This is a genomic window from Pseudomonas sp. NFR16, assembly GCF_900108875.1.
Lineage (GTDB): Bacteria > Pseudomonadota > Gammaproteobacteria > Pseudomonadales > Pseudomonadaceae > Aquipseudomonas.
This window is the reverse complement of sequence record NZ_FNYJ01000002.1, coordinates 671,948-695,379: the sequence shown is the minus strand read 5'-3', so window position 1 is coordinate 695,379 and position 23,432 is coordinate 671,948. Positions and strand designations below refer to the sequence as shown.

The 23,432-nt window shown below is 60.5% G+C and carries 19 protein-coding genes and 1 other RNA gene; 19 read left to right on the top strand and 1 reads right to left on the bottom strand.

Translation table 11 applies throughout. The features are described from left to right. The first annotated feature begins 200 nt into the window (after positions 1-200). The 18 genes from rsmI to lpxC all read left to right on the top strand — a co-directional run bounded on the left by rsmI (position 201) and on the right by lpxC (position 19,642). Positions 201-1,073, top strand: a complete 873-nt coding sequence (gene rsmI, locus BMZ10_RS11820) for a 16S rRNA (cytidine(1402)-2'-O)-methyltransferase (protein WP_093461832.1) — start codon at positions 201-203, stop codon at positions 1,071-1,073. 87 nt (positions 1,074-1,160) lie between these two features. After that, positions 1,161-1,518: RNase P RNA component class A (gene rnpB, locus BMZ10_RS11815), an RNA gene on the top strand. 305 nt (positions 1,519-1,823) lie between these two features. After that, positions 1,824-2,279 (top strand): division/cell wall cluster transcriptional repressor MraZ, encoded by a 456-nt coding sequence (gene mraZ / locus BMZ10_RS11810; RefSeq protein ID WP_037017349.1) that lies wholly within the window; start codon positions 1,824-1,826, stop codon positions 2,277-2,279. Further along, positions 2,276-3,223, top strand: coding sequence for a 16S rRNA (cytosine(1402)-N(4))-methyltransferase RsmH (gene rsmH, locus BMZ10_RS11805; RefSeq protein WP_093461829.1), 948 nt, complete (start codon positions 2,276-2,278; stop codon positions 3,221-3,223). Before mraZ ends, rsmH begins: the two co-directional genes overlap by 4 nt. Next, positions 3,220-3,513 (top strand): cell division protein FtsL, encoded by a 294-nt coding sequence (ftsL, locus tag BMZ10_RS11800; RefSeq protein ID WP_093461826.1) that lies wholly within the window; start codon positions 3,220-3,222, stop codon positions 3,511-3,513. The genes rsmH and ftsL overlap by 4 nt, the downstream gene beginning before the upstream one ends. After that, positions 3,510-5,258: a peptidoglycan D,D-transpeptidase FtsI family protein gene (locus BMZ10_RS11795; RefSeq protein WP_093461824.1), complete on the top strand. Its 1,749-nt coding sequence runs from the start codon at positions 3,510-3,512 to the stop codon at positions 5,256-5,258. The genes ftsL and BMZ10_RS11795 overlap by 4 nt, the downstream gene beginning before the upstream one ends. Further along, complete coding sequence (locus BMZ10_RS11790; protein WP_093461820.1) at positions 5,258-6,721, top strand: UDP-N-acetylmuramoyl-L-alanyl-D-glutamate--2,6-diaminopimelate ligase; 1,464 nt, start codon at positions 5,258-5,260, stop codon at positions 6,719-6,721. The genes BMZ10_RS11795 and BMZ10_RS11790 overlap by 1 nt, the downstream gene beginning before the upstream one ends. Beyond that, positions 6,714-8,099 carry a UDP-N-acetylmuramoyl-tripeptide--D-alanyl-D-alanine ligase gene (gene murF, locus BMZ10_RS11785; protein ID WP_093461818.1) on the top strand — a complete coding sequence of 462 codons (1,386 nt, stop codon included), beginning with the start codon at positions 6,714-6,716 and terminating at the stop codon, positions 8,097-8,099. Before BMZ10_RS11790 ends, murF begins: the two co-directional genes overlap by 8 nt. Further along, a complete protein-coding gene (gene mraY, locus BMZ10_RS11780; protein ID WP_093461815.1) occupies positions 8,099-9,181 on the top strand; it encodes a phospho-N-acetylmuramoyl-pentapeptide-transferase in 1,083 nt (360 codons plus the stop codon). Before murF ends, mraY begins: the two co-directional genes overlap by 1 nt. 5 nt (positions 9,182-9,186) lie before the next feature. Then, positions 9,187-10,533 (top strand): UDP-N-acetylmuramoyl-L-alanine--D-glutamate ligase, encoded by a 1,347-nt coding sequence (gene murD, locus BMZ10_RS11775; protein ID WP_093461812.1) that lies wholly within the window; start codon positions 9,187-9,189, stop codon positions 10,531-10,533. Further along, positions 10,530-11,747, top strand: a complete 1,218-nt coding sequence (gene ftsW, locus BMZ10_RS11770; protein ID WP_093461809.1) for a putative lipid II flippase FtsW — start codon at positions 10,530-10,532, stop codon at positions 11,745-11,747. Before murD ends, ftsW begins: the two co-directional genes overlap by 4 nt. Further along, positions 11,734-12,807 carry an undecaprenyldiphospho-muramoylpentapeptide beta-N-acetylglucosaminyltransferase gene (gene murG, locus BMZ10_RS11765; protein WP_093461806.1) on the top strand — a complete coding sequence of 358 codons (1,074 nt, stop codon included), beginning with the start codon at positions 11,734-11,736 and terminating at the stop codon, positions 12,805-12,807. Before ftsW ends, murG begins: the two co-directional genes overlap by 14 nt. Continuing rightward, a complete protein-coding gene (gene murC, locus BMZ10_RS11760) occupies positions 12,800-14,260 on the top strand; it encodes a UDP-N-acetylmuramate--L-alanine ligase (RefSeq protein ID WP_093461803.1) in 1,461 nt (486 codons plus the stop codon). Before murG ends, murC begins: the two co-directional genes overlap by 8 nt. Beyond that, positions 14,257-15,216, top strand: a complete 960-nt coding sequence (locus BMZ10_RS11755; RefSeq protein WP_093461800.1) for a D-alanine--D-alanine ligase — start codon at positions 14,257-14,259, stop codon at positions 15,214-15,216. The genes murC and BMZ10_RS11755 overlap by 4 nt, the downstream gene beginning before the upstream one ends. A 3-nt stretch (positions 15,217-15,219) precedes the next feature. Next, positions 15,220-16,089: a cell division protein FtsQ/DivIB gene (locus BMZ10_RS11750; protein WP_093461798.1), complete on the top strand. Its 870-nt coding sequence runs from the start codon at positions 15,220-15,222 to the stop codon at positions 16,087-16,089. A 15-nt stretch (positions 16,090-16,104) separates the two neighbouring features. Next, positions 16,105-17,364 carry a cell division protein FtsA gene (gene ftsA, locus BMZ10_RS11745; protein WP_093461795.1) on the top strand — a complete coding sequence of 420 codons (1,260 nt, stop codon included), beginning with the start codon at positions 16,105-16,107 and terminating at the stop codon, positions 17,362-17,364. Between the two features lie 63 nt (positions 17,365-17,427). After that, complete coding sequence (gene ftsZ, locus BMZ10_RS11740; RefSeq protein ID WP_062384185.1) at positions 17,428-18,618, top strand: cell division protein FtsZ; 1,191 nt, start codon at positions 17,428-17,430, stop codon at positions 18,616-18,618. 112 nt (positions 18,619-18,730) lie between these two features. Further along, a complete protein-coding gene (gene lpxC / locus BMZ10_RS11735) occupies positions 18,731-19,642 on the top strand; it encodes a UDP-3-O-acyl-N-acetylglucosamine deacetylase (protein ID WP_093461792.1) in 912 nt (303 codons plus the stop codon). Positions 19,643-19,828: 186 nt separating this feature from the next. On the opposite strand, the gene BMZ10_RS11730 is transcribed toward lpxC, so the two are convergent. Continuing rightward, on the bottom strand, positions 19,829-20,296 hold the full coding sequence (locus BMZ10_RS11730; RefSeq protein WP_093461789.1) for a DUF721 domain-containing protein: 468 nt from the start codon (positions 20,294-20,296) through the stop codon (positions 19,829-19,831). A 319-nt stretch (positions 20,297-20,615) separates the two neighbouring features. Between BMZ10_RS11730 and secA the strand changes: the two genes are divergently transcribed. Beyond that, entirely contained in the window at positions 20,616-23,366 is a 2,751-nt protein-coding gene (gene secA, locus BMZ10_RS11725; RefSeq protein ID WP_093461786.1) for a preprotein translocase subunit SecA, read from the top strand. The last annotated feature ends 66 nt before the right edge of the window (positions 23,367-23,432 follow it).

The window sequence follows — 23,432 nt, the reverse complement described above, 5'->3', positions numbered from 1 at the left end:
TTGAAGGCGTCAAAGCTGCGATATGGGTCGCCCTGGGACGCAAGGGCGTGCCTCGGTCGGCAGGGTTCCCATCCGCGGCATCGTGCCGGTGTGTGAGCGAATCTTTGCGTCCATTTTTCATTATCCCTGTTCGCTGCGCCCGATTGTCCTGGCCAGAGGCTGTACAATGCAGGCTTTCTACACAACATGAGGTGTGCGCTTTGACTGCTCCGGGTGCTTCGAATTCCACTACGGGCTCGCTTTATGTGGTGGCCACGCCGATCGGCAACCTGGACGACATGAGCGTGCGCGCGCTGAAAGTGCTTCGTGACGTTGCACTGATCGCTGCCGAGGATACTCGTCATTCATTAAGGTTGATGCAGCATTTCGGCATCGCCACTCCGCTGGCTGCATGCCATGAGCACAATGAGCGTGATGAAGGCAGTCGTTTTATCACGCGTCTGCTGGCCGGGGACGATGTCGCGCTGATCTCCGACGCAGGCACACCGCTGATTTCCGATCCGGGTTATCACCTGGTGCGTCAGGCCAGGGCAGCGGGTATCCAAGTCGTGCCGGTGCCAGGCGCCTGTGCCTTGATCGCAGCCTTGTCGGCGGCAGGGCTGCCGTCCGATCGTTTCATTTTCGAAGGTTTTCTGCCCGCCAAATCAGTGGGGCGCAAATCGCGTCTCGAGCTTTTAAAGGAGGAGCCTCGTACGCTGATCTTCTATGAGGCGCCCCACCGGATTCTTGAGTGCCTGCAGGACATGGAAGTCATTTTCGGCGCCGAGCGGCCTGCCGTGCTGGGTCGAGAGCTGACCAAGACGTTCGAAACCCTCAAAGGGCTGCCGCTGGGTGAATTGCGGGCCTTCGTTGAAGGTGACAGCAATCAGCAGCGCGGTGAATGCGTTGTGCTCGTGTCGGGGTGGAGTGAGCCGCAGGGCGAGGACGTCATTGGTGCCGAGGCGCGGCGTGTGCTTGATCTGCTGTTGCAGGAGATGCCGCTCAAGCGTGCGGCTGCAGTGGCGGCGGAGATTACCGGCGTGCGCAAGAACCTGCTGTATCAGGTAGCGCTGGAGAAGCAGAAAAGCGAGTAAACCACGCTCGTCGACTTGTCTGACAAACGGCTGAGCGGCTTATTAAAGCTTGTTCTCGAAGCGTCCTGCCATTACCCTTGGCGGCGGAGAGTCGATTGGACAGTCGCTGCCTTTCATTGTTCCGCAATGAAGGGGGGAGGAAAGTCCGGGCTCCATAGGGCGGAGTGCCAGGTAACGCCTGGGGGGCGCGAGCCTACGGAAAGTGCCACAGAAAATAACCGCCTAAGCACTTCGGTGCCGGTAAGGGTGAAAAGGTGCGGTAAGAGCGCACCGCACGTCTGGCAACAGTTCGTGGCTAGGTAAACCCCACTCGGAGCAAGACCAAATAGGGTTCCAAGGCGTGGCCCGCGCTGGAACCGGGTAGGTTGCTAAAGATGTCCAGTGATGGCCATCGTAGAGGAATGACTGTCCTCGACAGAACCCGGCTTACAGATCGACTCTCCACCTTTTTTCTCCCCTCGTTTGTACCGTTTCTCCCTCCGCTTAATGCCAAAAAAATCTTAAACCTCATAAATCACTTTAAGTTCTGCGCTGAACGTTCTGTTCATCCTCGGAATTATCCGTAGGAACTGTCCGATTTTTTTTAAAACTCCTGCATAACCTCTCCTAAATCTCCGTCCTGTAAGGGTTTTCCTTAAGAAGTCGCCTTGACGGTGTGGTGGGCGCATTCCTATAGTGTGCGCGAGTGGCGGAAAGTGGCGTGAAGTGGGTTTTTTGAGCGCAAAAAGATAATATTCGGAGATCGCGCCTGTGTTCCGTGGTGCAAACGCAATCAATCTCGACGCAAAGGGCCGTCTCGCTATGCCGAGCCGGTACCGTGACGAGCTCGATTCGCGTAGCGCCGGCCAGTTGATCGTAACCATTGATACTGTCGACCCATGCTTGTGCATCTATCCGCTTCCGGAATGGGAATTGATCGAAGCCAAGTTGCGTGAGCTCGCCACATTCCGTGAAGAGAACCGTCGTCTGCAGCGGCTGTTGATCGGGAATGCGGTTGACCTGGAACTGGACGGCAGCGGCCGTTTTCTTGTGCCACCCCGTTTGCGTGAGTACGCCAAGCTCGATAAGCGAGTGATGCTGGTAGGCCAGCTGAACAAGTTTCAATTGTGGGATGAGGACGCCTGGAACGCACTTGCTGATGCGGACCTCGCGGCCATTCAAAAACCGGGCGCGATGCCTGATGAACTGCGTGATTTGATCCTGTGACTACGAATAGCGGCTTTACCCACATCACCGTACTGCTCGAAGAAGCCGTCGAGGCTCTCGCGGTGCGCGCGGATGGCTGCTATATGGATGGCACTTTCGGGCGCGGTGGACACAGCCGTCTTATATTGCAGCACCTGGGGCCGGATGGCCGACTTCTCGGATTCGATAAAGATCCTCAAGCGATTGCCACAGGGCAAACGCTGGCGGCCGAAGACGGCCGCTTTGTCATTGTGCAGCGCAGTTTTGCCGAATTGGGCGCCGAGGCTCTGGAACGCGGCGTTGCGGGGAACGTCAGCGGCATTCTGCTGGACCTGGGCGTTTCCTCGCCTCAACTCGACGACGCCGAGCGCGGTTTCAGTTTCATGAATGACGGCCCGCTGGACATGCGCATGGATCCGACCCGTGGCATCAGTGCTGCGGAGTTCGTCAACAGCGCGCCCGCCGATGAGATCGCCCGCGTTTTCAAGGAATACGGCGAAGAGCGTTTTGCCAAGCGCATGGCAGGCGCTGTCGTGGCTCGTCGCGAAACCCAGCCCTTCGAGCGCACCGCCGATCTGGCCGAAGTGCTGAAAGTGGCCAATCCAGCCTGGGAAAAGGGCAAGAACCCTGCAACGCGCGCGTTTCAGGGGCTGCGGATTCACGTCAATAACGAACTCGGCGACCTTGAAGCCGGCCTCGACGCGGCACTCGACGCGCTCGAGGTGGGCGGACGCCTGGTCGTGATCAGTTTCCATTCGCTGGAAGACCGCATCGTCAAGCTGTTCATGCGCAAACTGGTGAAAGGTGAGGCGGACAACATGCCGCGCAACCTGCCGATTCGTCATCAGGCTTTCGAGCCGCGCATCAAGTTGATCGGCAAGGCGCAGTTCGCTTCCGAGGAAGAAACACGTGCCAACCCGCGCTCGCGCAGCGCAGTGATGCGTGTTGCGGAGAAACTACGGTGAGCCGCGTATTCTTCAAGCCGTTGCCGGGCGGCAGCTTCTTCATGCTGCTGCTGTTCGTCGCCGTTCTGGTTTCCGCGATCGCTGTTTCCTACAGCGCGCACTGGAACCGTCAGTTACTCAACTCGCTGTACGCTGAACTGAGCGTGCGCGACAAGGCGCAGGCCGAGTGGGGCCGGTTGATTCTGGAGCAAAGCACCTGGACCGCGCACAGCCGTATCGAAGCGCTGGCCACGGATCAGCTCAAGATGCGCATCCCTAACGCTGCCGACATCCGGATGGTGTCGCCATGATGAAACTCGAAGGGGCTCTCTACCCGTGGCGGTTCCGCGTCGTGGTCGGCCTGCTGTCGGTCATGGTGCTGGCGATTTCCTACCGCATCGTCGACCTGCAAGTCATCGATCATCGCTTCCTCATAGAGCAGGGCGATGCGCGCAGCCTGCGTACTGTTTCGATTCCGGCACACCGTGGCCTGATCACCGACCGCAACGGCGAGCCGCTCGCCGTGAGTACGCCGGTGACCACCATCTGGGCCAACCCTTCGGAAATGCAGGCCGACAAGAGCAAGTGGGGCTTGCTGGCCCAGGCGCTTGGACAGGACCCCAAGTCGCTGACCGACCGCCTGAACGAACAGGCCACCAAAGAATTCATTTATCTGGTCCGGGGTCTCACACCGGAGCAGGGCCAGTCGGTGCTCGACCTGAAAGTCCCGGGCGTTTACGGCAAGGAAGAATTCCGTCGCTTCTATCCTGCAGGCGATGTTACTGCTCACATGGTCGGCTTCACCGATCTGGACGATCATGGCCGGGAAGGTGTCGAACTCGCCTACGACGACTGGCTCGCCGGGGTGCCGGGCAAACGGCAAGTCATCAAGGATCGGCGCGGCAGGTTGATCAAGGACCTGCAAGTGAAGAAAAACGCCAAGGCCGGGAAGACCTTGGCTTTGTCTATTGATCTGCGCCTGCAATACCTGGCGACCCGCGAGTTGCGCAACGCCATTCAGGAAAACGACGCCAAGGCCGGTAGCCTGGTGATCATGGATGTGAAGACCGGCGAGGTGTTGGCGATGGTCAACCAGCCGACCTACAACCCGAACAACCGCCGCACCATGGTGCCCGCGGCAATGCGTAACCGCGCGATCATTGACGTGTTCGAGCCGGGCTCGACCATGAAACCGATTTCGATGACAGCGGCACTGGACAGCGGTCGCTGGAAGCCCAGCGACAAGGTCGAGGTGTATCCGGGCACGCTGCAGATCGGCAAATACACCATTCGTGACGTAACCAAGACCGAAGGCCCGATCCTCGACCTGACCGGCATCCTGATCAACTCCAGTAACGTGGGGATGAGCAAGGTGGCGTTCGATGTGGGCGGCGAAGCCATCTTCCGTGCCATGCAGCGTGTCGGACTCGGACAGTACACCGGTCTGGGCTTCCCGGGCGAGCGCGTCGGTAACCTGCCGAACTACCGCGAGTGGCGCAAGGCGGAAACCGCGACCCTGTCCTACGGCTACGGGTTGTCGGTGACCGCATTGCAACTGGTACACGCTTACTCGGCGCTGGCGAACAACGGCAAGATTGTTCCGCTGACTATTCTGAAGACCGACAAGCCGTCGGATTCGGTTCAGGCGATTCCGGAAACCACGGCCAAAACCCTGCAGGGCATGCTGCAGCAGGTGATCGAGGATCCACGCGGCGTCTATCGTGCGCGGGTGCCGTCGTATCACGTTGCCGGCAAGTCGGGTACCGCGCGCAAGACTTCCGTGGGCACCAAGGGCTACGCCGAAAACTCCTACCGTTCGCTGTTCGCAGGCTTCGGTCCGATGAGCAATCCGCGGTACGCGATCGTCGTGGTCATCGACGAGCCAAGCAAAGGCGGCTACTTCGGTGGTCTGGTGTCGGCGCCAGTGTTCAGCAAAGTGATGTCCGGTACGTTGCGTCTGATGAACGTGCGCCCGGACAACCTTGGCCCGATTCCGCCGGAACAACAGGCCAACGCGGCCCCGCTCGTCGTTCCAGTCAAGGGAGGACGTGGCTGATGTCTTTCAACCTGAGCAAGATTTTCGCGCAGAGCGATCGTGATCTGCTGATCCGTGAACTGACCCTGGACAGCCGCAAGGTTCGCCCGGGCGATCTGTTCCTCGCGATTCCGGGCTTCAAGGTCGACGGTCGCGATCACATCACCGACGCCATTGCCCATGGCGCTGCCGCCATCGCCTACGAAGTCGAAGGCGCCAAAGTGCTGCCGATCACGGACATTCCGATGATTCCGGTCAAGAATCTGGCGGCGCAGCTGTCCGATATCGCCGGCCGCTTCTATGGTGACCCGAGTCGTAGCCTGGACATGGTCGGCGTGACCGGCACTAACGGAAAAACCAGTGTGACGCAATTGGTGGCGCAGGCTCTGGACCAGCTTGGACAGCATTGCGGCATCATCGGAACGCTGGGCACCGGTTTTTACAGTGAACTGCACAGTGGCATCCACACCACGCCTGATCCGATTTCCGTGCAATCGACCATTTACGACCTCAAGAAGGCCGGTGCCAAGGCCATCGCCATGGAAGTGTCGTCCCACGGCCTGGATCAGGGGCGCGTGACTGCGCTGGCGTTCGACGTCGCGGTGATGACGAACCTGTCCCGCGATCATCTGGACTACCACGGCACGATGGAAGCCTACGCGGCGGCCAAGGCCAAGCTGTTCGCGTGGAATGACCTGCGTTGCCGCGTGATCAACCTGGATGACGAATTCGGCCGGCAACTGGCCGCCGAACAACACGCCTCGCGGCTGATCACCTACAGCCAGGAAGACAGCAGCGCTTACCTGTTCTGCCGCGATGCGCATTTCGATGACGATGGTGTACGCGCGACGCTCGTCACGCCGCAGGGTGACCATGCGCTGCGCAGCAGTCTGCTGGGTCGCTTCAACCTGAGCAACGTGCTCGCCGCGGTCGGCGCGTTGATGGGGCTGGACTACCCGCTGGACGACATCCTCAAAGTGCTGCCGGGTCTTGAAGGACCGGTTGGCCGGATGCAGCGTCTGGGTGGCGGATCTCGGCCCCTGGTGGTCGTTGACTACGCGCACACGCCCGACGCGCTGGAAAAAGTCCTCGCGGCCCTGCGGCCTCACGCCAAAGGCAAACTGACCTGCCTGTTCGGTTGCGGCGGCGATCGCGATCGCGGCAAGCGTCCATTGATGGCCGAAGTGGTCGAGCGTCTTGCCGACAAGGTTCTGGTCACCGACGACAACCCGCGCACTGAAGATGCGATGCGCATTTTCGACGACATCCGCGCAGGATTCAGCGCGGCTGACAACGTCGATTTCGTTGCAGGCCGCGCCACTGCCATCGCCCGGATCATCGAGCAGGCCCAGGCCGCCGATGTGATCGTGCTGGCAGGCAAGGGGCATGAGGATTACCAGGAAATCGATGGCCAGCGTCATCCGTTTTCCGATCTTGAAGAAGCCGCCAAGGCACTGGACGCATGGGAGGCTGCACATGCTTAAGCCACTTATGTTCAGCGAATTGCTGGTCCCGCTCGATGCCCGTTGCATCGGCGAAGATGTCAGCTTCAGCGGCGTCAGCATCGACAGCCGCGCGATCAATCCGGGGCAGCTGTTCGTTGCCCTCACCGGTCCGCGTTTCGACGGTCATGATTACCTCGATCAGGTGGCAGCCAAAGGCGCCGTCGGGGCGCTGGTCGAGCGCGAAGTGCCAGGCTGCTCACTGCCGCAGCTGATCGTCGGCGATACGCGCAAGGCGCTGGCGCAGATGGGTGCGCTGAACCGCAATGCCTTCATCGACAAGCCGGTGGCGGCGATCACGGGATCCAGCGGCAAGACCACCGTCAAGGAAATGCTTGCGAGCATTCTGCGCACCCGTGGCCCGGTTCTGGCGACGCGTGGCAACCTGAATAACGAACTGGGCGTGCCGCTGACATTGCTGGAACTGGCGCCGGAATTCGACGCTGCGGTGATCGAACTGGGTGCCTCGCGAATCGGCGAGATCGCGTTCACCGTCAGCCTGACCAAGCCTCACGTCTGCGTGCTGACCAACGCCGGCACCGCCCATGTGGGCGAGTTCGGCGGGCCAGAGAAGATCGTTCAGGCCAAAGGTGAAATCATCGAAGGGCTCGACGCTCGCGGCGTCGCGGTGTTGAACCGTGACGACAAAGCGTTCGACATCTGGGTCGCCCGCGCCAAAGGCCGCAAGGTCCTGAGCTTCTCGACCCGGGACAACAGCGCTGACTTTTACGCCAGCGATCTGGGCATCGACGCTCGCGGTTGCCCGACGTTCACGCTGCACAGCCCGGTCGGTTCAGCGCAAGTACAGTTGAACCTGCTGGGCGCACATAACGTTGCCAATGCGCTGGCCGCTGCCGCTGCCGCGCACGCGCTGGATGTACCGCTGGCCGGGATCGTCGACGGCCTGAATAACGTGCAGCCGGTCAAAGGCCGCACCGTCGCGCAACTGGCGACCAACGGCATTCGCGTGATCGACGACACCTATAACGCCAACCCGACGTCCGTCGCTGCCGCCACTGACATCTTGACCGCATTCCCGGGCCGCAAGGTGCTGGTCCTCGGTGATATCGGCGAACTGGGCGACTGGGCCGAGCAAGGCCACCGCGACGTTGGCCAATACGCTGCGGGCAAAGTCGACGCACTGTATGCCGTCGGTCCGCTGATGGCCCATGCCGTCGAGGCTTTCGGGCAGGATGCCCGCCATTTTGCGAGTCAGGCCGAGCTGATCGAGGCGCTGCGCGCCGAACACGATAAAAACACAACCATTCTGATCAAAGGTTCCCGCAGTGCCGCGATGGAAAACGTCGTGGCAGCTCTCTGCGCAACCGAGACTTACCCCTTGAAGGCGGAGAAACATTAATGCTGCTGCTGCTGGCCGAGTATCTGCAACAGTTCTACAAAGGCTTCGCGGTCTTCCAGTACCTGACCCTGCGCGGGATCCTCGGCGTGCTCACTGCATTGTCGCTGTCCCTGTGCCTGGGCCCATGGATGATCCGTGCCCTGCAGCACAAACAGATCGGCCAATCCGTGCGTAACGACGGACCTCAATCGCACCTGTCCAAATCCGGCACGCCCACCATGGGCGGGGCGCTGATCCTGTCCGCCATCGGCATTTCCACGTTGCTCTGGGCTGACCTGACCAACCGCTATGTGTGGGTCGTGCTGATCGTGACGTTGCTCTTTGGCGGCATCGGCTGGGTCGATGATTACCGCAAAGTCATCGAGAAGAACTCCAGAGGCCTGCCAAGTCGCTGGAAATACTTCTGGCAGTCAGTGTTTGGCCTGGGCGCTGCGCTCTTCCTTTATATGACTGCGCAAACGCCAGTCGAGACCACGCTGCTGATCCCGATGTTCAAGGATTTCAGCATCGCGCTGGGCGTCGGCTTCGTGATCCTGACCTATTTCGTGATCGTCGGGTCCAGCAACGCGGTGAACCTCACCGACGGCCTGGATGGTCTGGCCATTATGCCGACGGTCATGGTTGGCGGCGCACTGGGAATCTTCTGCTACCTGTCCGGTAACGTGAAGTTTGCCGAGTACCTGCTGATCCCTTATGTGCCGGGCGCAGGTGAGTTGATTGTGTTCTGTGGCGCGCTGATCGGTGCCGGTCTGGGTTTCCTGTGGTTCAACACCTATCCGGCTCAAGTGTTCATGGGCGACGTCGGCGCGCTGGCACTGGGCGCCGCCTTGGGCACCATCGCCGTGATCGTCCGTCAGGAAATCGTCCTGTTCATCATGGGCGGCGTCTTCGTCATGGAGACCCTGTCAGTCGTCATTCAGGTTGCATCCTTTAAATTGACCGGCCGCCGCGTTTTCCGCATGGCGCCGATTCATCACCACTTTGAACTCAAAGGCTGGCCCGAGCCGCGCGTGATCGTCCGTTTCTGGATCATCACCGTGATTCTCGTGTTGATCGGCCTTGCCACGTTGAAACTGAGGTAGAACGAGTGTCACTGATCGCTTCTGACCACTTCCGCATCGTTGTCGGCCTCGGCAAGAGCGGCATGTCCCTGGTTCGCTTTCTGGCGAGCCGGGGCGTGGCGTTTGCTGTGGCCGACACGCGGGAGAATCCGCCAGAGCTTGCGACCCTGCGCCGTGACTACCCGCAACTGGAAGTGCGTTGTGGTGAGCTGGACGTCGAATTCCTCTGCCGTGCCGACGAGCTGTACGTCAGCCCCGGCCTGGCATTGGCGACGCCTGCGCTGCAGCAGGCTGCGATGCGCGGCGTGAAGTTGTCCGGCGACATCGAACTCTTCGCGCGTAACGCGAAGGCGCCGATCATCGCGATCACTGGTTCCAACGCCAAGAGCACCGTGACCACCCTGGTCGGCGAAATGGCAGCGGCGGCAGGCAAGCGAGTGGCTGTCGGCGGCAATCTGGGCGTACCTGCGCTGGATCTGCTCAGCGATGACGTCGACCTGTACGTGATGGAGCTGTCGAGTTTTCAGCTGGAAACCACCGACCATCTGGGTGCTGAAGTAGCGACCGTCCTGAACGTCAGCGAAGACCACATGGACCGCTACAGCGGCCTGCCCGCCTACCACCTGGCCAAGCACCGGATTTTCCGTGGGGCGCGGCAAGTGGTGGTCAATCGTCAGGACGCGCTGTCCCGACCATTGATCGGCGAAGGCGTGCTTTGCTGGACCTTTGGTCTGAACAAACCTGACATCAACGGCTTTGGTCTGCGAGAAGAGAACGGCGAAAAATACCTCGCCTTCCAGTTCGACAACCTGATGCCGGTCCGTGAGCTGAAAATCCGCGGCAGTCACAATCAGGCCAATGCGCTCGCAGCGCTGGCGCTGGGACACGCGGCGGGCCTGCCGTTCGACGCGATGCTGTCGAGCCTGCGCACATTTGCCGGCCTCGTGCATCGCTGCCAGTGGGTGCGTGACCGCAACGGCGTCGGTTACTACGACGACTCCAAGGCCACTAACGTCGGTGCCGCGCTGGCAGCCATCGAAGGCCTGGGCGCGGACATCAGCGGCAAGCTGGTGCTGATCGCCGGTGGTGACGGCAAGGGCGCTGATTTCTCTGCGCTGAAAGCCCCGGTCGCCACTCATTGTCGGGCTGTTGTATTGCTGGGGCGCGACGCTGAACTGCTCGCCGCGACCTTCGGCGATTCGGTGCCCCTGGTACGCGTCACCACATTGGAAGAAGCCGTGCAACGTGCTGCCGAACTGGCGCAGGAGGGTGACGCGGTATTGCTGTCCCCGGCCTGTGCAAGCCTGGATATGTTCAAGAATTTTGAAGAGCGCGGACGCCTGTTCGCTCGGGCCGCGAGGGACTTGTCATGATCTTTGGCGTGATCAAGCCTTACCCGTCGCCGATCATCAGCGGTCGTGGCGTCGATGTGGACTTCCCGATGCTCGCCGGCTGCCTGGCGCTGCTGGGGCTGGGCCTTGTGATGATCACCTCCGCGTCGTCGGAAGTGGCGGCCGTGCAATCGGGCAACGCGCTGTACATGATGACTCGCCATCTGATCTATCTGGTGTTGGGGCTCGGCGCGTGCGTCGCCACGATGATGGTGCCGGTCGCGACCTGGCAGCGCCTTGGCTGGCTGATGCTGATCGGCGCCTTCGGCCTGTTGGTCATGGTGATCGTGCCCGGCATCGGCCGCGAGGTGAACGGTTCGATGCGCTGGATCGGCTTCGGCATGTTCAACGTACAGCCCTCGGAAATTGCCAAGGTCTTCGTGGTGATTTTCCTTGCCGGCTATCTGATTCGCCGCCAGCAGGAAGTTCGCGAGAGCTGGATGGGCTTCTTCAAGCCGTTCATCGTCCTGCTGCCGATGGCCGGTCTGTTGCTGATGGAGCCTGACTTCGGGGCCACGGTCGTGATGATGGGATCGGCCGCTGCGATGCTGTTCCTGGGCGGCGTCGGTCTGTTCCGCTTCGCCCTGATGGTGGCATTGGCGGTGGGCGCGGTGTTCGTTCTGGTTCAGGCGCAGCCTTATCGTATGGCCCGTCTGATCACCTTCACCGACCCGTGGTCCGATCAGTTCGGCTCGGGCTACCAGTTGACCCAGGCACTGATTGCATTCGGGCGTGGCGAGTGGTTCGGCGTCGGTCTGGGCAACAGCGTACAGAAGCAGTTCTATCTGCCTGAAGCGCATACTGACTTCGTGTTCTCGGTACTGGCCGAAGAACTGGGTGTCGTAGGTTCGCTGGCGACGGTCGCGCTGTTCGTGTTTGTCAGTATTCGCGCCATGTACATCGGCATGTGGGCAGAGCGCGCCAAGCAGTTTTTCGCCGCATACACCGCGTACGGTCTGGCGTTCCTGTGGATTGGTCAGTTTCTGATCAATATCGGTGTGAACGTCGGCCTGCTGCCGACCAAGGGCCTGACCCTGCCATTCCTCAGCTACGGCGGCAGCTCGCTGATCATCTGCTGCGCAAGCCTCGGGCTGCTGCTGCGCATCGAATGGGAATCGCGCAACAACATGGGCAGCGAAGAAGCCGAATTCAAGGAAAGCGACTTTGCCGAGGAGCCTGCCCATGGCCGTCGGTAATGTGTTGATCATGGCGGGCGGCACGGGCGGACACGTGTTCCCGGCACTGGCCTGCGCGCGTGAATTCCAGGCACGTGGTTACACCGTGCACTGGCTGGGCACGCCACGCGGCATCGAAAACGAACTGGTGCCTGCGGCCGGCTTGCAGCTGCATCTGATCAACGTCACGGGGCTGCGCGGCAAGGGGCGCTTGTCGCTGCTCAAAGCACCTTTCATGTTGCTCAAGGCGCTGGGGCAGGCGCGCAAGATCGTGCGCGAGCTCAAGCCTGTTTGTGTGGTCGGCTTCGGTGGTTACGTGACGGGACCCGGCGGGCTGGCAGCCAGGCTTTCAGGTGTGCCGTTGATCATCCACGAGCAGAACGCCGTTGCCGGGACCGCCAACCGCAGCCTGGCGTCTTTTGCGGCCCGAGTTTGCGAGGCATTTCCGCAGACGTTCGCCGCATCGGCAAAGCGTCGCACCACCGGCAATCCGGTGCGTGCCGAACTGTTCTTTGAAACGCCGCGTCAGGCGTTGATGGGTCGCAAGCCGCGCTTGCTGGTACTGGGCGGAAGCCTTGGCGCCGAACCGCTGAACAAGTTGCTGCCCGAGGCGCTGGCGCAGGTGCCCGTTGAAATACGGCCTGAAGTGTTTCATCAGGCCGGCAGGAATCACGATGAAGTCACTTCCGAGCGTTATCGCGCGGTGGGCGTGGAGGCGCAGGTCGCCCCCTTCATCAAGGACATGGCCCAGGCCTATGGCTGGGCGGATCTGGTGGTGTGCCGCGCAGGTGCGTTGACCATCAGTGAATTGGCTGCCGCCGGGTTGCCGTCGTTGCTGGTGCCGCTGCCCCACGCGATCGACGATCACCAGTCGCGCAATGCCGAATATCTGGCTCGTGAAGGCGCTGCCTTCGTGATGCCGCAAGCGACAACTGGCGCGGCCGAGATGGCCGCTCGCCTGAAAGAGGTTTTGATGCAACCCGAACAATTGAAGCGCATGGCCACCACGGCACGCCAGCTGGCCAAGCCGGACGCCACCAATACCGTCGTCGATGTCTGTCTGGAGGTGGCCCATGGTTGAGAATCAACGTGCGATGCCGCAGCCGGAAATGCGCCGTATTCGTCGCATTCACTTCGTCGGCATCGGCGGCGTGGGCATGTGCGGGATTGCCGAAGTGTTGTTGAACCTGGGCTATGACGTTTCAGGTTCCGACCTCAAGGCGTCGCCGGTCACCGAGCGTCTCGAGTCGTTCGGTGCGCAGATCTTCATCGGCCATCGCGCAGAAAATGCATCGACCGCCGACGTGCTGGTGGTTTCCAGTGCCGTCAACACGTCCAACCCGGAAGTGGCAACCGCGCTCGAGCGTCGCATCCCCGTGGTGCCACGGGCCGAGATGCTCGCCGAGCTGATGCGCTATCGCCACGGCATCGCCGTCGCCGGTACCCACGGCAAGACCACCACCACCAGCCTCATCGCTTCGGTGTTCGCGGCGGGAGGTCTTGATCCGACGTTCGTGATCGGTGGCCGGTTGAACGCTGCCGGGACCAACGCTCAGCTTGGCACCAGCCGTTATCTGATCGCCGAAGCCGACGAAAGCGACGCCAGTTTCCTGCACCTGCAACCGCTGGTCGCGGTGGTCACCAACATCGACGCCGATCACATGGCGACTTACGAAGGTGACTTCAACAAACTGAAGAAAACCTTCGTCGAATTCCTGCACAACCTGCCGTTTTACGGACTGGCCGTGGTGTGCACCGACGACCCGGTCGTGCGCGATATCCTGCCGGCGGTCAAGCGTCCGGTCATGACATACGGCTTCAACGAAGACGCCGACGTGCGCGCCATCAATGTGCGTCAGGAAGGCATGCGCACTCACTTCACCGTGCTGCGTCGCGACCGCGAGCCCTTGGACGTGTCGGTGAACATGCCGGGCAACCATAACGTGCTCAACTCGCTGGCGACCATCGCCATCGCCACTGACGAAGGCATTACCGACGAGGCCATCGTTCAGGGCCTGTCAGGCTTCCAGGGTGTGGGGCGTCGGTTCCAGGTCTACGGCGAGTTGCCGGTCGAAGGCGGCAACGTGATGCTGGTCGACGACTACGGCCACCACCCGCGTGAAGTGGCGGCGGTCATCAATGCCGTGCGCGGTGGCTGGCCGGATCGCCGGTTGGTCATGGTGTACCAGCCGCATCGCTACAGCCGTACCCGCGACCTGTACGACGATTTCGTGCAGGTGCTGAACGACGCCAATGTGCTGCTGCTGATGGAAGTCTATCCCGCGGGCGAAGAGCCGATTCCCGGTGCCGACAGCCGTCAACTGGCGCACAGCATCCGTCAGCGCGGGCAGCTGGACCCGATCTACATCGAGCGCGGCGTCGAGCTGGCGCCCTTGGTCAAGCCGCTGCTGCGCGCAGGCGACATCCTGCTGTGCCAGGGCGCCGGCGACATCGGCGGCCTAGCTCCGCAACTGCTGAAAAGCCCGCTGTTCACGGGTGCAATCGTGGCCTCAACCGAAGGTAAGCTGAAATGACAGCCGCCCTGCAATCCTCCCTGTTCTCGACCCTGGAGCCGAAAAGCTTTGGTCGCGTAGCCGTGCTCTTCGGTGGCAAGAGCGCGGAACGGGAGGTTTCGCTCAAATCCGGCCATGCAGTGCTTCAGGCACTGACGAGCGCGGGCGTCGATGCGTTCGGTATCGATGTGGGCGACGATTTCCTGCAACGGCTGGTCAGTCAAAAGATCGACCGGGCGTTCATCGTATTGCACGGTCGTGGCGGTGAAGACGGTACGATGCAGGGCCTGCTCGAATGCCTGGGCATCCCGTACACCGGCAGCGGCGTGCTGGCCTCAGCACTGGCGATGGACAAACTGCGCACCAAGCAGGTGTGGCAGAGCCTCGGTCTGCCGACGCCTCGGCATGCGGTATTGAGCAGTGAAGCGGATTGTATTTCTGCCGCGACGGAACTGGGCTTTCCTTTGATCGTCAAACCCGCCCATGAAGGTTCCAGTATCGGTATGGCCAAGGTGAACCGCGTCGACGAATTGATCGCCGCATGGAACGCCGCCACTGCCTACGATTCACACGTGTTGGTCGAACAATGGATTCAAGGTCCGGAGTTCACCGTCGCCACGCTGCGCGGGCAGGTTTTGCCGCCCATCGGCCTGGGCACTCCCCACAGTTTCTACGATTACGACGCCAAGTACCTGGCTTCCGATACTCAGTACCGGATTCCATGCGGCCTCGATGCAGGCAAAGAACAGGAGCTCAAAGCCTTGACGGCGCGTGCGTGCGAAGCGGTCGGCATTGCCGGCTGGGCACGCACCGATGTCATGCAGGATTCCGAGGGCAAGTTCTGGCTTCTGGAAGTCAACACCGTGCCCGGCATGACCGATCACAGTCTGGTGCCGATGGCCGCGACAGCTGCCGGTCTCGATTTCAAACAGTTGGTGTTGGCGATTCTGGCCGACAGTGTCCAGGTGCGAGGGTAAATCATGCACGGCGCGACGCTTCGTCATCAGCAATCAGCTCCCGGTCGCAAGCCGGTGCCGCGCGGCGCAAGCCGGATGGTGGCCAAAGAGCCTCTGTCCGCGCGCATGCCCAGGCCGAGCTTCGGTTTCCTGCGCAGCCTGATGTGGCCAGTGCTGCTGGTGGTGTTTGGCTTCGGAACCTACGAAGCCGCCCAACGTCTGTTGCCCTACGCCGACCGGCCGATCTCGCGGATCAACGTTCAGGGCGACCTGAGCTACATCAGCCAGCAGGCCGTGCAGCAGCGCATTGCGCCGTATGTGGCGACCAGTTTCTTCAACATCGATCTGGCCGGCATGCGCACCGAGCTTGAGCAGATGCCATGGATCGCCCACGCCGAAGTCCGCCGCGTCTGGCCGGATCAGGTGGTCATCCGTCTGGAAGAACAACTGCCGGTTGCGCGCTGGGGCGACGAGGCCCTACTGAACAACCAGGGCCAGGCTTTTACGCCGCGCGAGCTGGCGAACTACGAACACCTTCCGCAGTTGTTCGGCCCACAACGGGCTCAACAGCAGGTGATGCAGCAGTACCAGGTCTTGAGTCAGATGTTGCGCCCGCTGGGCTTCTCCATCGCTCGTCTGGAACTGCGCGAGCGAGGCAGCTGGTTCCTGACCACCGGCGCAGGCAATGCAGGCCCAGGCCTGGAGCTGCTGCTGGGACGTGACCACCTGGTTGAGAAGATGCGCCGCTTTATCGCCATCTACGAAAAAACGCTTAAAGAACAGATCACGAACATTGCGCGAGTCGACCTGCGTTACAACAACGGCCTTGCCGTCGGTTGGCGCGAGCAGGCGCCAGCGCCAACGACGGACAAACCCGCCGTCGCGAAGAATTGATAAGAGGCAGGACCCATGGCAAACGTGCAAAGCGGCAAAATGATCGTCGGATTGGATATCGGCACCTCCAAGGTGGTGGCGCTGGTAGGCGAAGTCGCGGCTGATGGCACGCTGGAAATCGTCGGTATCGGCACCCACCCGTCGCGCGGCCTCAAGAAGGGCGTGGTGGTGAACATCGAGTCGACCGTGCAATCGATTCAGCGCGCAGTGGAAGAAGCGCAGTTGATGGCTGGTTGCCGCATTCACTCGGCGTTCGTCGGCGTCGCCGGTAACCACATTCGCAGCCTGAACTCCCACGGCATCGTGGCGATTCGTGACCGTGAAGTCAGCTCCGCCGACCTGGAGCGCGTTCTTGACGCTGCCCAGGCCGTGGCGATTCCGGCTGACCAGCGCGTGCTGCACACCCTGCCGCAGGATTACGTGATCGATAACCAGGAAGGCGTTCGCGAACCTCTGGGCATGTCCGGCGTACGTCTGGAAGCCAAGGTTCACGTGGTCACCTGCGCCGTCAACGCCGCTCAGAACATCGAGAAGTGCGTGCGCCGCTGCGGCCTGGAAGTCGACGACATCATCCTGGAGCAACTGGCCTCGGCGTATTCGGTCCTGACCGATGACGAGAAAGAGCTGGGCGTCTGTCTGGTCGACATCGGTGGCGGCACCACTGACATCGCAATCTTCACCGAAGGCGCGATCCGTCATACCGCCGTGATCCCGATTGCGGGCGATCAGGTCACCAACGACATCGCCATGGCGCTGCGCACGCCGACCCAGTACGCCGAAGAAATCAAGATCCGTTACGCCTGCGCGCTGGCCAAGCTGGCCGGTGCCGGCGAAACCATCAAGGTGCCAAGCGTGGGCGACCGTCCACCTCGTGAACTGTCCCGTCAGGCGCTGGCCGAAGTGGTCGAGCCGCGTTACGACGAACTGTTCACCCTGATCCAGGCCGAGCTGCGTCGCAGTGGCTACGAAGACCTGATCCCGGCCGGCATCGTGCTGACCGGTGGTACCTCGAAAATGGAAGGCGCGGTCGAACTGGCCGAGGAAATCTTCCACATGCCGGTACGCCTGGGCGTGCCGCACAGCATCAAGGGGCTCGCGGACGTGGTTCGCAACCCGATTTACTCCACCGGCGTCGGCCTGTTGCTGTACGGACTGCAAAAGCAGTCTGACGGCATCTCGCTGTCCGGCCTTTCCGGCTCCGGTAGCAGTTATAGCGATGAACCGAAAGCGCCAGTGTTCGAGCGTCTCAAACGCTGGGTTCAGGGGAATTTCTAAGATTCAAAAAGTGGTAGGCAGGCAACAGGCGACATAAAACTAGAGAACTGAAGGAGAGGGAACATGTTCGAGCTCGTAGACAACATCCCACAAAGCCCGGTAATTAAAGTTATCGGCGTTGGTGGTGGCGGCGGCAACGCAGTCAATCACATGGTCAAGAGCAACATCGAAGGCGTCGAGTTCATCTGCGCCAACACCGATGCTCAAGCTCTGAAAAACATCGGCGCGCGGACCATCCTGCAGTTGGGTACCGGCGTGACCAAAGGCCTGGGCGCAGGTGCGAACCCTGAAGTCGGTCGTCAGGCGGCACTGGAAGATCGTGAGCGCATTGCAGAAGTTCTGCAGGGCACCAACATGGTCTTCATCACCACCGGCATGGGCGGCGGTACCGGTACCGGTGCGGCACCGATCATCGCTGAAGTGGCCAAGGAAATGGGCATTCTGACCGTTGCAGTGGTCACCCGTCCGTTCCCGTTCGAAGGCCGCAAGCGCATGCAGATCGCCGATGAAGGCATCCGCGCGCTGTCCGAAAGCGTCGACTCGTTGATCACCATTCCCAACGAGAAGCTGCTGACCATCCTGGGCAAGGACGCAAGCCTGCTGTCGGCATTCGCCAAGGCTGACGATGTACTGGCCGGTGCCGTTCGCGGTATCTCCGACATCATCAAGCGTCCCGGCATGATCAACGTCGACTTCGCCGACGTACGCACCGTGATGTCCGAAATGGGCATGGCGATGATGGGCACCGGCGCTGCAAGCGGTCCTAACCGTGCACGTGAAGCGACCGAAGCGGCCATCCGCAACCCGCTGCTCGAAGACGTCAACCTGCAGGGCGCGCGCGGCATTCTGGTCAACATCACTGCCGGTCCTGACCTGTCTCTGGGTGAGTACTCCGACGTGGGTAGCATCATCGAAGCGTTCGCCTCCGAGCACGCCATGGTCAAGGTCGGTACCGTTATCGATCCGGACATGCGCGACGAGCTGCACGTGACTGTGGTCGCAACCGGTCTGGGCGCGAAAATCGAGAAGCCTGTAAAGGTCATCGACAACACCATGCAGACCGCTCAAGCCGCACCCGTGCAGCAGCAGGCAGTCCGTCAGGAGCAGCCATCGGTGAATTACCGTGACCTGGACCGTCCAACCGTGATGCGCAATCAAGCTCACGCAGGCGCGACAGCCGCGGCGAAAATGAACCCGCAAGACGATCTGGATTATCTGGATATTCCAGCCTTCCTGCGTCGTCAGGCTGATTGATGAGTTCTATCAGGGGTATAAGGGTGATTGGTGTTCAGCAAAGGCGAGGTCTGCTATTATCGCCAGCCTTTGTTGATACTAATTCGCGATATGCGCTGAAGCGGCCAATGCCATGATTAAACAACGCACCCTGAAGAATATTATCCGTGCCACAGGTATCGGCCTGCACTCGGGGGAAAAGGTTTACCTGACCCTCAAACCTGCACCTGTGAACGCTGGCATTGTGTTTTTCCGTACCGACCTCGAGCCGGTTGTCCAGATCAACGCGCACGCGTTGAACGTCGGCGACACCACGCTCTCCACGACGCTGTTCAACGGCGACGTGAAGGTCGATACGGTCGAGCACTTGCTATCGGCCATGGCCGGCCTTGGCATTGATAACGCCTACGTTGAACTTTCTGCCTCCGAAGTTCCGATCATGGATGGCAGCGCAGGTCCCTTCGTATTCCTGATTCAGTCGGCTGGCCTGGAAGAGCAGGACGCACCGAAGAAATTCATCCGCATCCTTAAAGAAGTCTGCGTTGAGGAAGACGGAAAATACGCGAAGTTCATGCCGTTCGAAGGTTTCAAGGTGAGTTTCGAAATAGATTTCGACCACCCGTTCCTGAAAAACCGCACGCAAACTGCAAGCGTCGACTTCTCCAGCACTTCGTTCGTGAAGGAAGTGAGCCGCGCCCGGACATTCGGTTTCATGAAAGACATCGAATACCTGCGCAAACACAACCTTGCACTGGGCGGCAGCGTCGAGAACGCAATCGTCGTGGACAAGGACGGCGTGTTGAACGAAGACGGCCTGCGGTATGAGGACGAATTCGTCAAACACAAGATCCTGGATGCCATCGGTGACCTGTATCTGTTGGGCAACAGCCTGATCGGCGAGTACCACGGCTTCAAGTCGGGGCATGGCCTGAACAACCGTCTGCTGCGTGCATTGATTGCACAGGAAGACGCTTGGGAAGTCGTGACCTTCGAAGATGCCAGTACCGCACCGATCTCTTACATGCGCCCTGTTGCGGCAGTGTAAACAGTCTCTTCTTCTAGTTTGATTATTTAAGGCCACCTTCGGGTGGCCTTTTTTATGGAAGGTCGAAGGGCAGTGCGGCTTCCCCGCTGAAGCCCGTCCTACAGTGTGCGAGGCAGGGCCGGCTCTGTATCGGCAGGACCGGCTTCAGCCGGGAAAGAGCCGGTGCGGACGCTGGCTTTTCGCCGCTTATGATTTTCCAGGCGCTTTCGGCAGCGCATGCGCCGCCAATCGCTCCAGCGCGGCGCGCAGCTTGGGATCGCTGATGCCCTCAGCCGTTTCGCTGATCGTTTCGGCGGCGTTTGACGAAATGCCCCTTGATTGGCCAACGGCAGCCCGATGGATTGTCGCGGGTTGCACCTTGAGCTGCAGGCGCGTGAGGTTTGAGAATTCCTTGAACGCTACCAATTGCCGCTGAAGACGTTTTTGCTGATAGCGCAGCCGCGTAGCCCAATGCCCGTCGGTGACCACCAGCAGCAGCGTGCCTTCGCGCCACGAAGCCACATGACAGTGAGGGCGAGCGGCCGGTTGCAGCTGACTTTCGAGCAGGCGCTGCAAATGCGCCAGCCGTTGGGCGTGGTTGAAAATGGCTTTGAGTGGCCTGGCTTCGCGCAGCAGAACGGCCGGTGCGCGAGCCGGTAAAGGACGAAATGCCATGGAAGTTGCCTGACGGAACACGGCATCATGTTACCAGAACGCCGGACGTGACCCCTGTACTCATTGGGTCCGAGGGAGGCTCACTGTTGCGCCTCATGAAAAAACATTAATCAAACTTCTGCCCTCGATGGGTTGAAGTCCGAAGAAATGCCCCTATTGTACTTCTGCCCCGTAACATTGCTGTGCCAGCATCGTGGAATAACGCCACTTTCCTCACCACCATTTCCGGGTAGAATGCTCGTTCGCATGCGGCCATGAGGGCTGCACGGGCGACTCACGGGGCCGCCCTCCATCCCTATGTGTGGAAGATCCTGTCGATATGTTTGCACCTTTGTTAAAAAAACTTTTCGGAAGCAAGAACGAGCGCGAAGTGAAGCGCATGCTCAAGACGGTCCAGGTCGTCAACAGCTTCGAAGAGCAAATGGTGGCCCTTTCGGACGAGCAACTGCGCGCCAAGACCGAAGAGTTCAAGGCCCGCATAGCCAAAGGTGAGACCCTCGATAAGCTCCTGCCTGAAGCTTTCGCGGTCTGCCGCGAGGCGGGTAAACGCGTCATGGGGATGCGTCACTTCGACGTTCAGCTGATCGGCGGCATGACGCTGCACGAAGGCATGATCGCCGAGATGCGTACCGGTGAAGGTAAAACCCTGGTAGCGACCCTGGCGGTGTACCTCAATGCGCTGTCCGGCAAGGGCGTGCACGTGGTAACCGTGAACGATTACCTGGCCCGTCGTGACGCCAACTGGATGCGTCCGTTGTACGAATTCCTCGGCCTGACCGTAGGCGTCGTCACGCCATTTCAGCCGCCAGAAGAAAAGCGCGCTGCTTACAATTCGGACATCACGTACGGCACCAACAACGAATTCGGTTTCGATTACCTGCGCGACAACATGGCCTTCAGCCTGGAAGACAAATTCCAGCGCGAGCTGAACTTTGCCGTGATCGACGAGGTGGACTCGATCCTCATCGACGAAGCCCGTACGCCGCTGATCATTTCCGGTCAGGCCGAAGACAGCTCCAAGCTGTACACCGAAATCAACAAGCTGATCCCGAAGCTCGAACAGCACATCGAGGAAGTGGAGGGCCAGGTCACCAAGCAGGGTCACTTCACCATCGACGAGAAGTCCCGTCAGGTGGAGCTGAACGAGTCCGGCCACCAGTTCATCGAAGAAATGCTGACCGAAGTGGGTCTGCTGGCTGAAGGCGAAAGCCTGTACTCGGCGCACAACCTGGGTCTGCTGACCCACGTTTACGCCGGTCTGCGTGCGCACAAGCTGTTCCATCGCAACGTTGAATACATCGTTCAGGACGGCGGCATTCTGCTGGTCGACGAGCACACGGGCCGTACGATGCCGGGTCGTCGCCTGTCCGAGGGCCTGCACCAGGCCATCGAGGCCAAAGAGCACCTGAACATTCAGGCCGAAAGCCAGACCCTGGCATCGACCACGTTCCAAAACTACTTCCGTCTGTACAACAAGCTGTCCGGCATGACCGGTACTGCAGACACCGAAGCGTTCGAATTCCACCAGATCTACTCGCTGGCCGTGATGGTCATTCCGCCGAACAAGCCGTTGGCGCGCAAGGATTTCAACGATCTGGTGTACCTGACCGCCGAAGAGAAATACGCGGCGATCATCACCGACATCAAGGCTTGTCTGGCCGAACAACGCCCTGTTCTGGTCGGCACCGCGACCATCGAAACTTCCGAGCACATGTCCAATCTGCTGCGCAAGGAAGGCATCGATCACAAAGTTCTGAACGCCAAGTTCCACGAAAAAGAAGCTGAAATCATCGCTCAGGCCGGTCGTCCGGGCGCGCTGACCATCGCCACCAACATGGCCGGTCGTGGTACCGACATCCTGTTGGGCGGCAACTGGGAAGTGGAAGTCGCCAGTCTGGAAAATCCGACGCCGGAGCAGATCGCACAGATCAAAGCCGACTGGCAGAAGCGTCATCAGCAGGTGATCGAAGCGGGCGGCCTGCACGTCATCGCCTCCGAGCGCCACGAGTCTCGTCGTATCGACAACCAGTTGCGCGGTCGTGCGGGCCGTCAGGGTGACACCGGTTCGAGCCGTTTCTACCTGTCGCTGGAAGACAGCCTGATGCGCATTTTCGCCTCTGACCGGGTGAAGAACTTCATGAAGGCGCTGGGCATGCAGTCTGGCGAAGCGATTGAACACCGCATGGTGACCAATGCGATCGAGAAGGCGCAGCGCAAGGTCGAAGGCCGCAACTTCGACATTCGCAAGCAATTGCTCGAGTTCGACGACGTTTCCAACGAACAGCGTAAAGTGATCTACCACATGCGTAACAGCCTGCTGGCTGCGACCAATATTGGTGACACCATCGCCGAGTTCCGCGAGGAAGTCCTGGACGCGACCATCAGTGCGCACATCCCTCCACAATCGCTGCCGGAGCAGTGGGATGTGGCCGGTCTGGAAGCCGCGCTGAACAGCGATTTCGGGGTCAAGCTGCCGATTCAGCAGTGGCTGGACGAAGACGATCACCTGCACGAAGAAACCCTGCGTCCGAAACTCCTGGAAGCCATCATGCAGGCTTACAATGAGAAGGAAGATCAGGCCAGCGCGGAAGCGTTGCGCACCTTCGAGAAGCAGATTCTGCTGCGCGTTCTTGACGATCTGTGGAAAGACCACCTGTCGACCATGGACCATCTGCGTCACGGTATCCACCTGCGCGGCTACGCTCAGAAGAACCCTAAGCAGGAATACAAGCGCGAGTCGTTCACGCTGTTCCAGGAATTGCTGGATTCGATCAAGCGCGACACCATCCGTGTGCTGTCTCACGTCCAGGTTCGCCGCGAAGATCCGGCCGAAGAAGAAGCCCGTCTGCGCCGCGAAGCCGAAGAACTGGCTCAGCGCATGCAGTTCCAGCATGCCGAAGCGCCGGGGCTGGATCAGCCTGAGGCGCTGGCCGAGGACGGTGAAGACGTCGCTGTTGCCGCCGCCGCGGCCATGTCGCCGGTGCGCAACGACCAGAAGCTGGGTCGTAACGAACTGTGCTGGTGTGGTTCGGGCAAGAAATTCAAACACTGTCACGGTCAGATCAACTAAGTAACGGCTCGACAGTGGCTGCACCGTAATACCGCGCCGCGACCGGCTTTGCCGTCGCGGCGTTTT

Excerpts from the sequence above, each read along its gene's own strand:
- BMZ10_RS11795 (WP_093461824.1), top strand. The coding sequence starts at position 3,510 with ATGATGAAACTCGAAGGGGCTCTCTACCCGTGGCGGTTCCGCGTCGTG.
- BMZ10_RS11790 (WP_093461820.1), top strand. The coding sequence starts at position 5,258 with ATGTCTTTCAACCTGAGCAAGATTTTCGCGCAGAGCGATCGTGATCTG.
- murF (WP_093461818.1), top strand. The coding sequence starts at position 6,714 with ATGCTTAAGCCACTTATGTTCAGCGAATTGCTGGTCCCGCTCGATGCC.
- mraY (WP_093461815.1), top strand. The coding sequence starts at position 8,099 with ATGCTGCTGCTGCTGGCCGAGTATCTGCAACAGTTCTACAAAGGCTTC.
- ftsW (WP_093461809.1), top strand. The coding sequence starts at position 10,530 with ATGATCTTTGGCGTGATCAAGCCTTACCCGTCGCCGATCATCAGCGGT.
- murG (WP_093461806.1), top strand. The coding sequence starts at position 11,734 with ATGGCCGTCGGTAATGTGTTGATCATGGCGGGCGGCACGGGCGGACAC.
- murC (WP_093461803.1), top strand. The coding sequence starts at position 12,800 with ATGGTTGAGAATCAACGTGCGATGCCGCAGCCGGAAATGCGCCGTATT.
- BMZ10_RS11755 (WP_093461800.1), top strand. The coding sequence starts at position 14,257 with ATGACAGCCGCCCTGCAATCCTCCCTGTTCTCGACCCTGGAGCCGAAA.
- BMZ10_RS11750 (WP_093461798.1), top strand. The coding sequence starts at position 15,220 with ATGCACGGCGCGACGCTTCGTCATCAGCAATCAGCTCCCGGTCGCAAG.
- ftsA (WP_093461795.1), top strand. The coding sequence starts at position 16,105 with ATGGCAAACGTGCAAAGCGGCAAAATGATCGTCGGATTGGATATCGGC.
- ftsZ (WP_062384185.1), top strand. The coding sequence starts at position 17,428 with ATGTTCGAGCTCGTAGACAACATCCCACAAAGCCCGGTAATTAAAGTT.
- lpxC (WP_093461792.1), top strand. The coding sequence starts at position 18,731 with ATGATTAAACAACGCACCCTGAAGAATATTATCCGTGCCACAGGTATC.
- BMZ10_RS11730 (WP_093461789.1), bottom strand. The coding sequence starts at position 20,296 with ATGGCATTTCGTCCTTTACCGGCTCGCGCACCGGCCGTTCTGCTGCGC.
- secA (WP_093461786.1), top strand. The coding sequence starts at position 20,616 with ATGTTTGCACCTTTGTTAAAAAAACTTTTCGGAAGCAAGAACGAGCGC.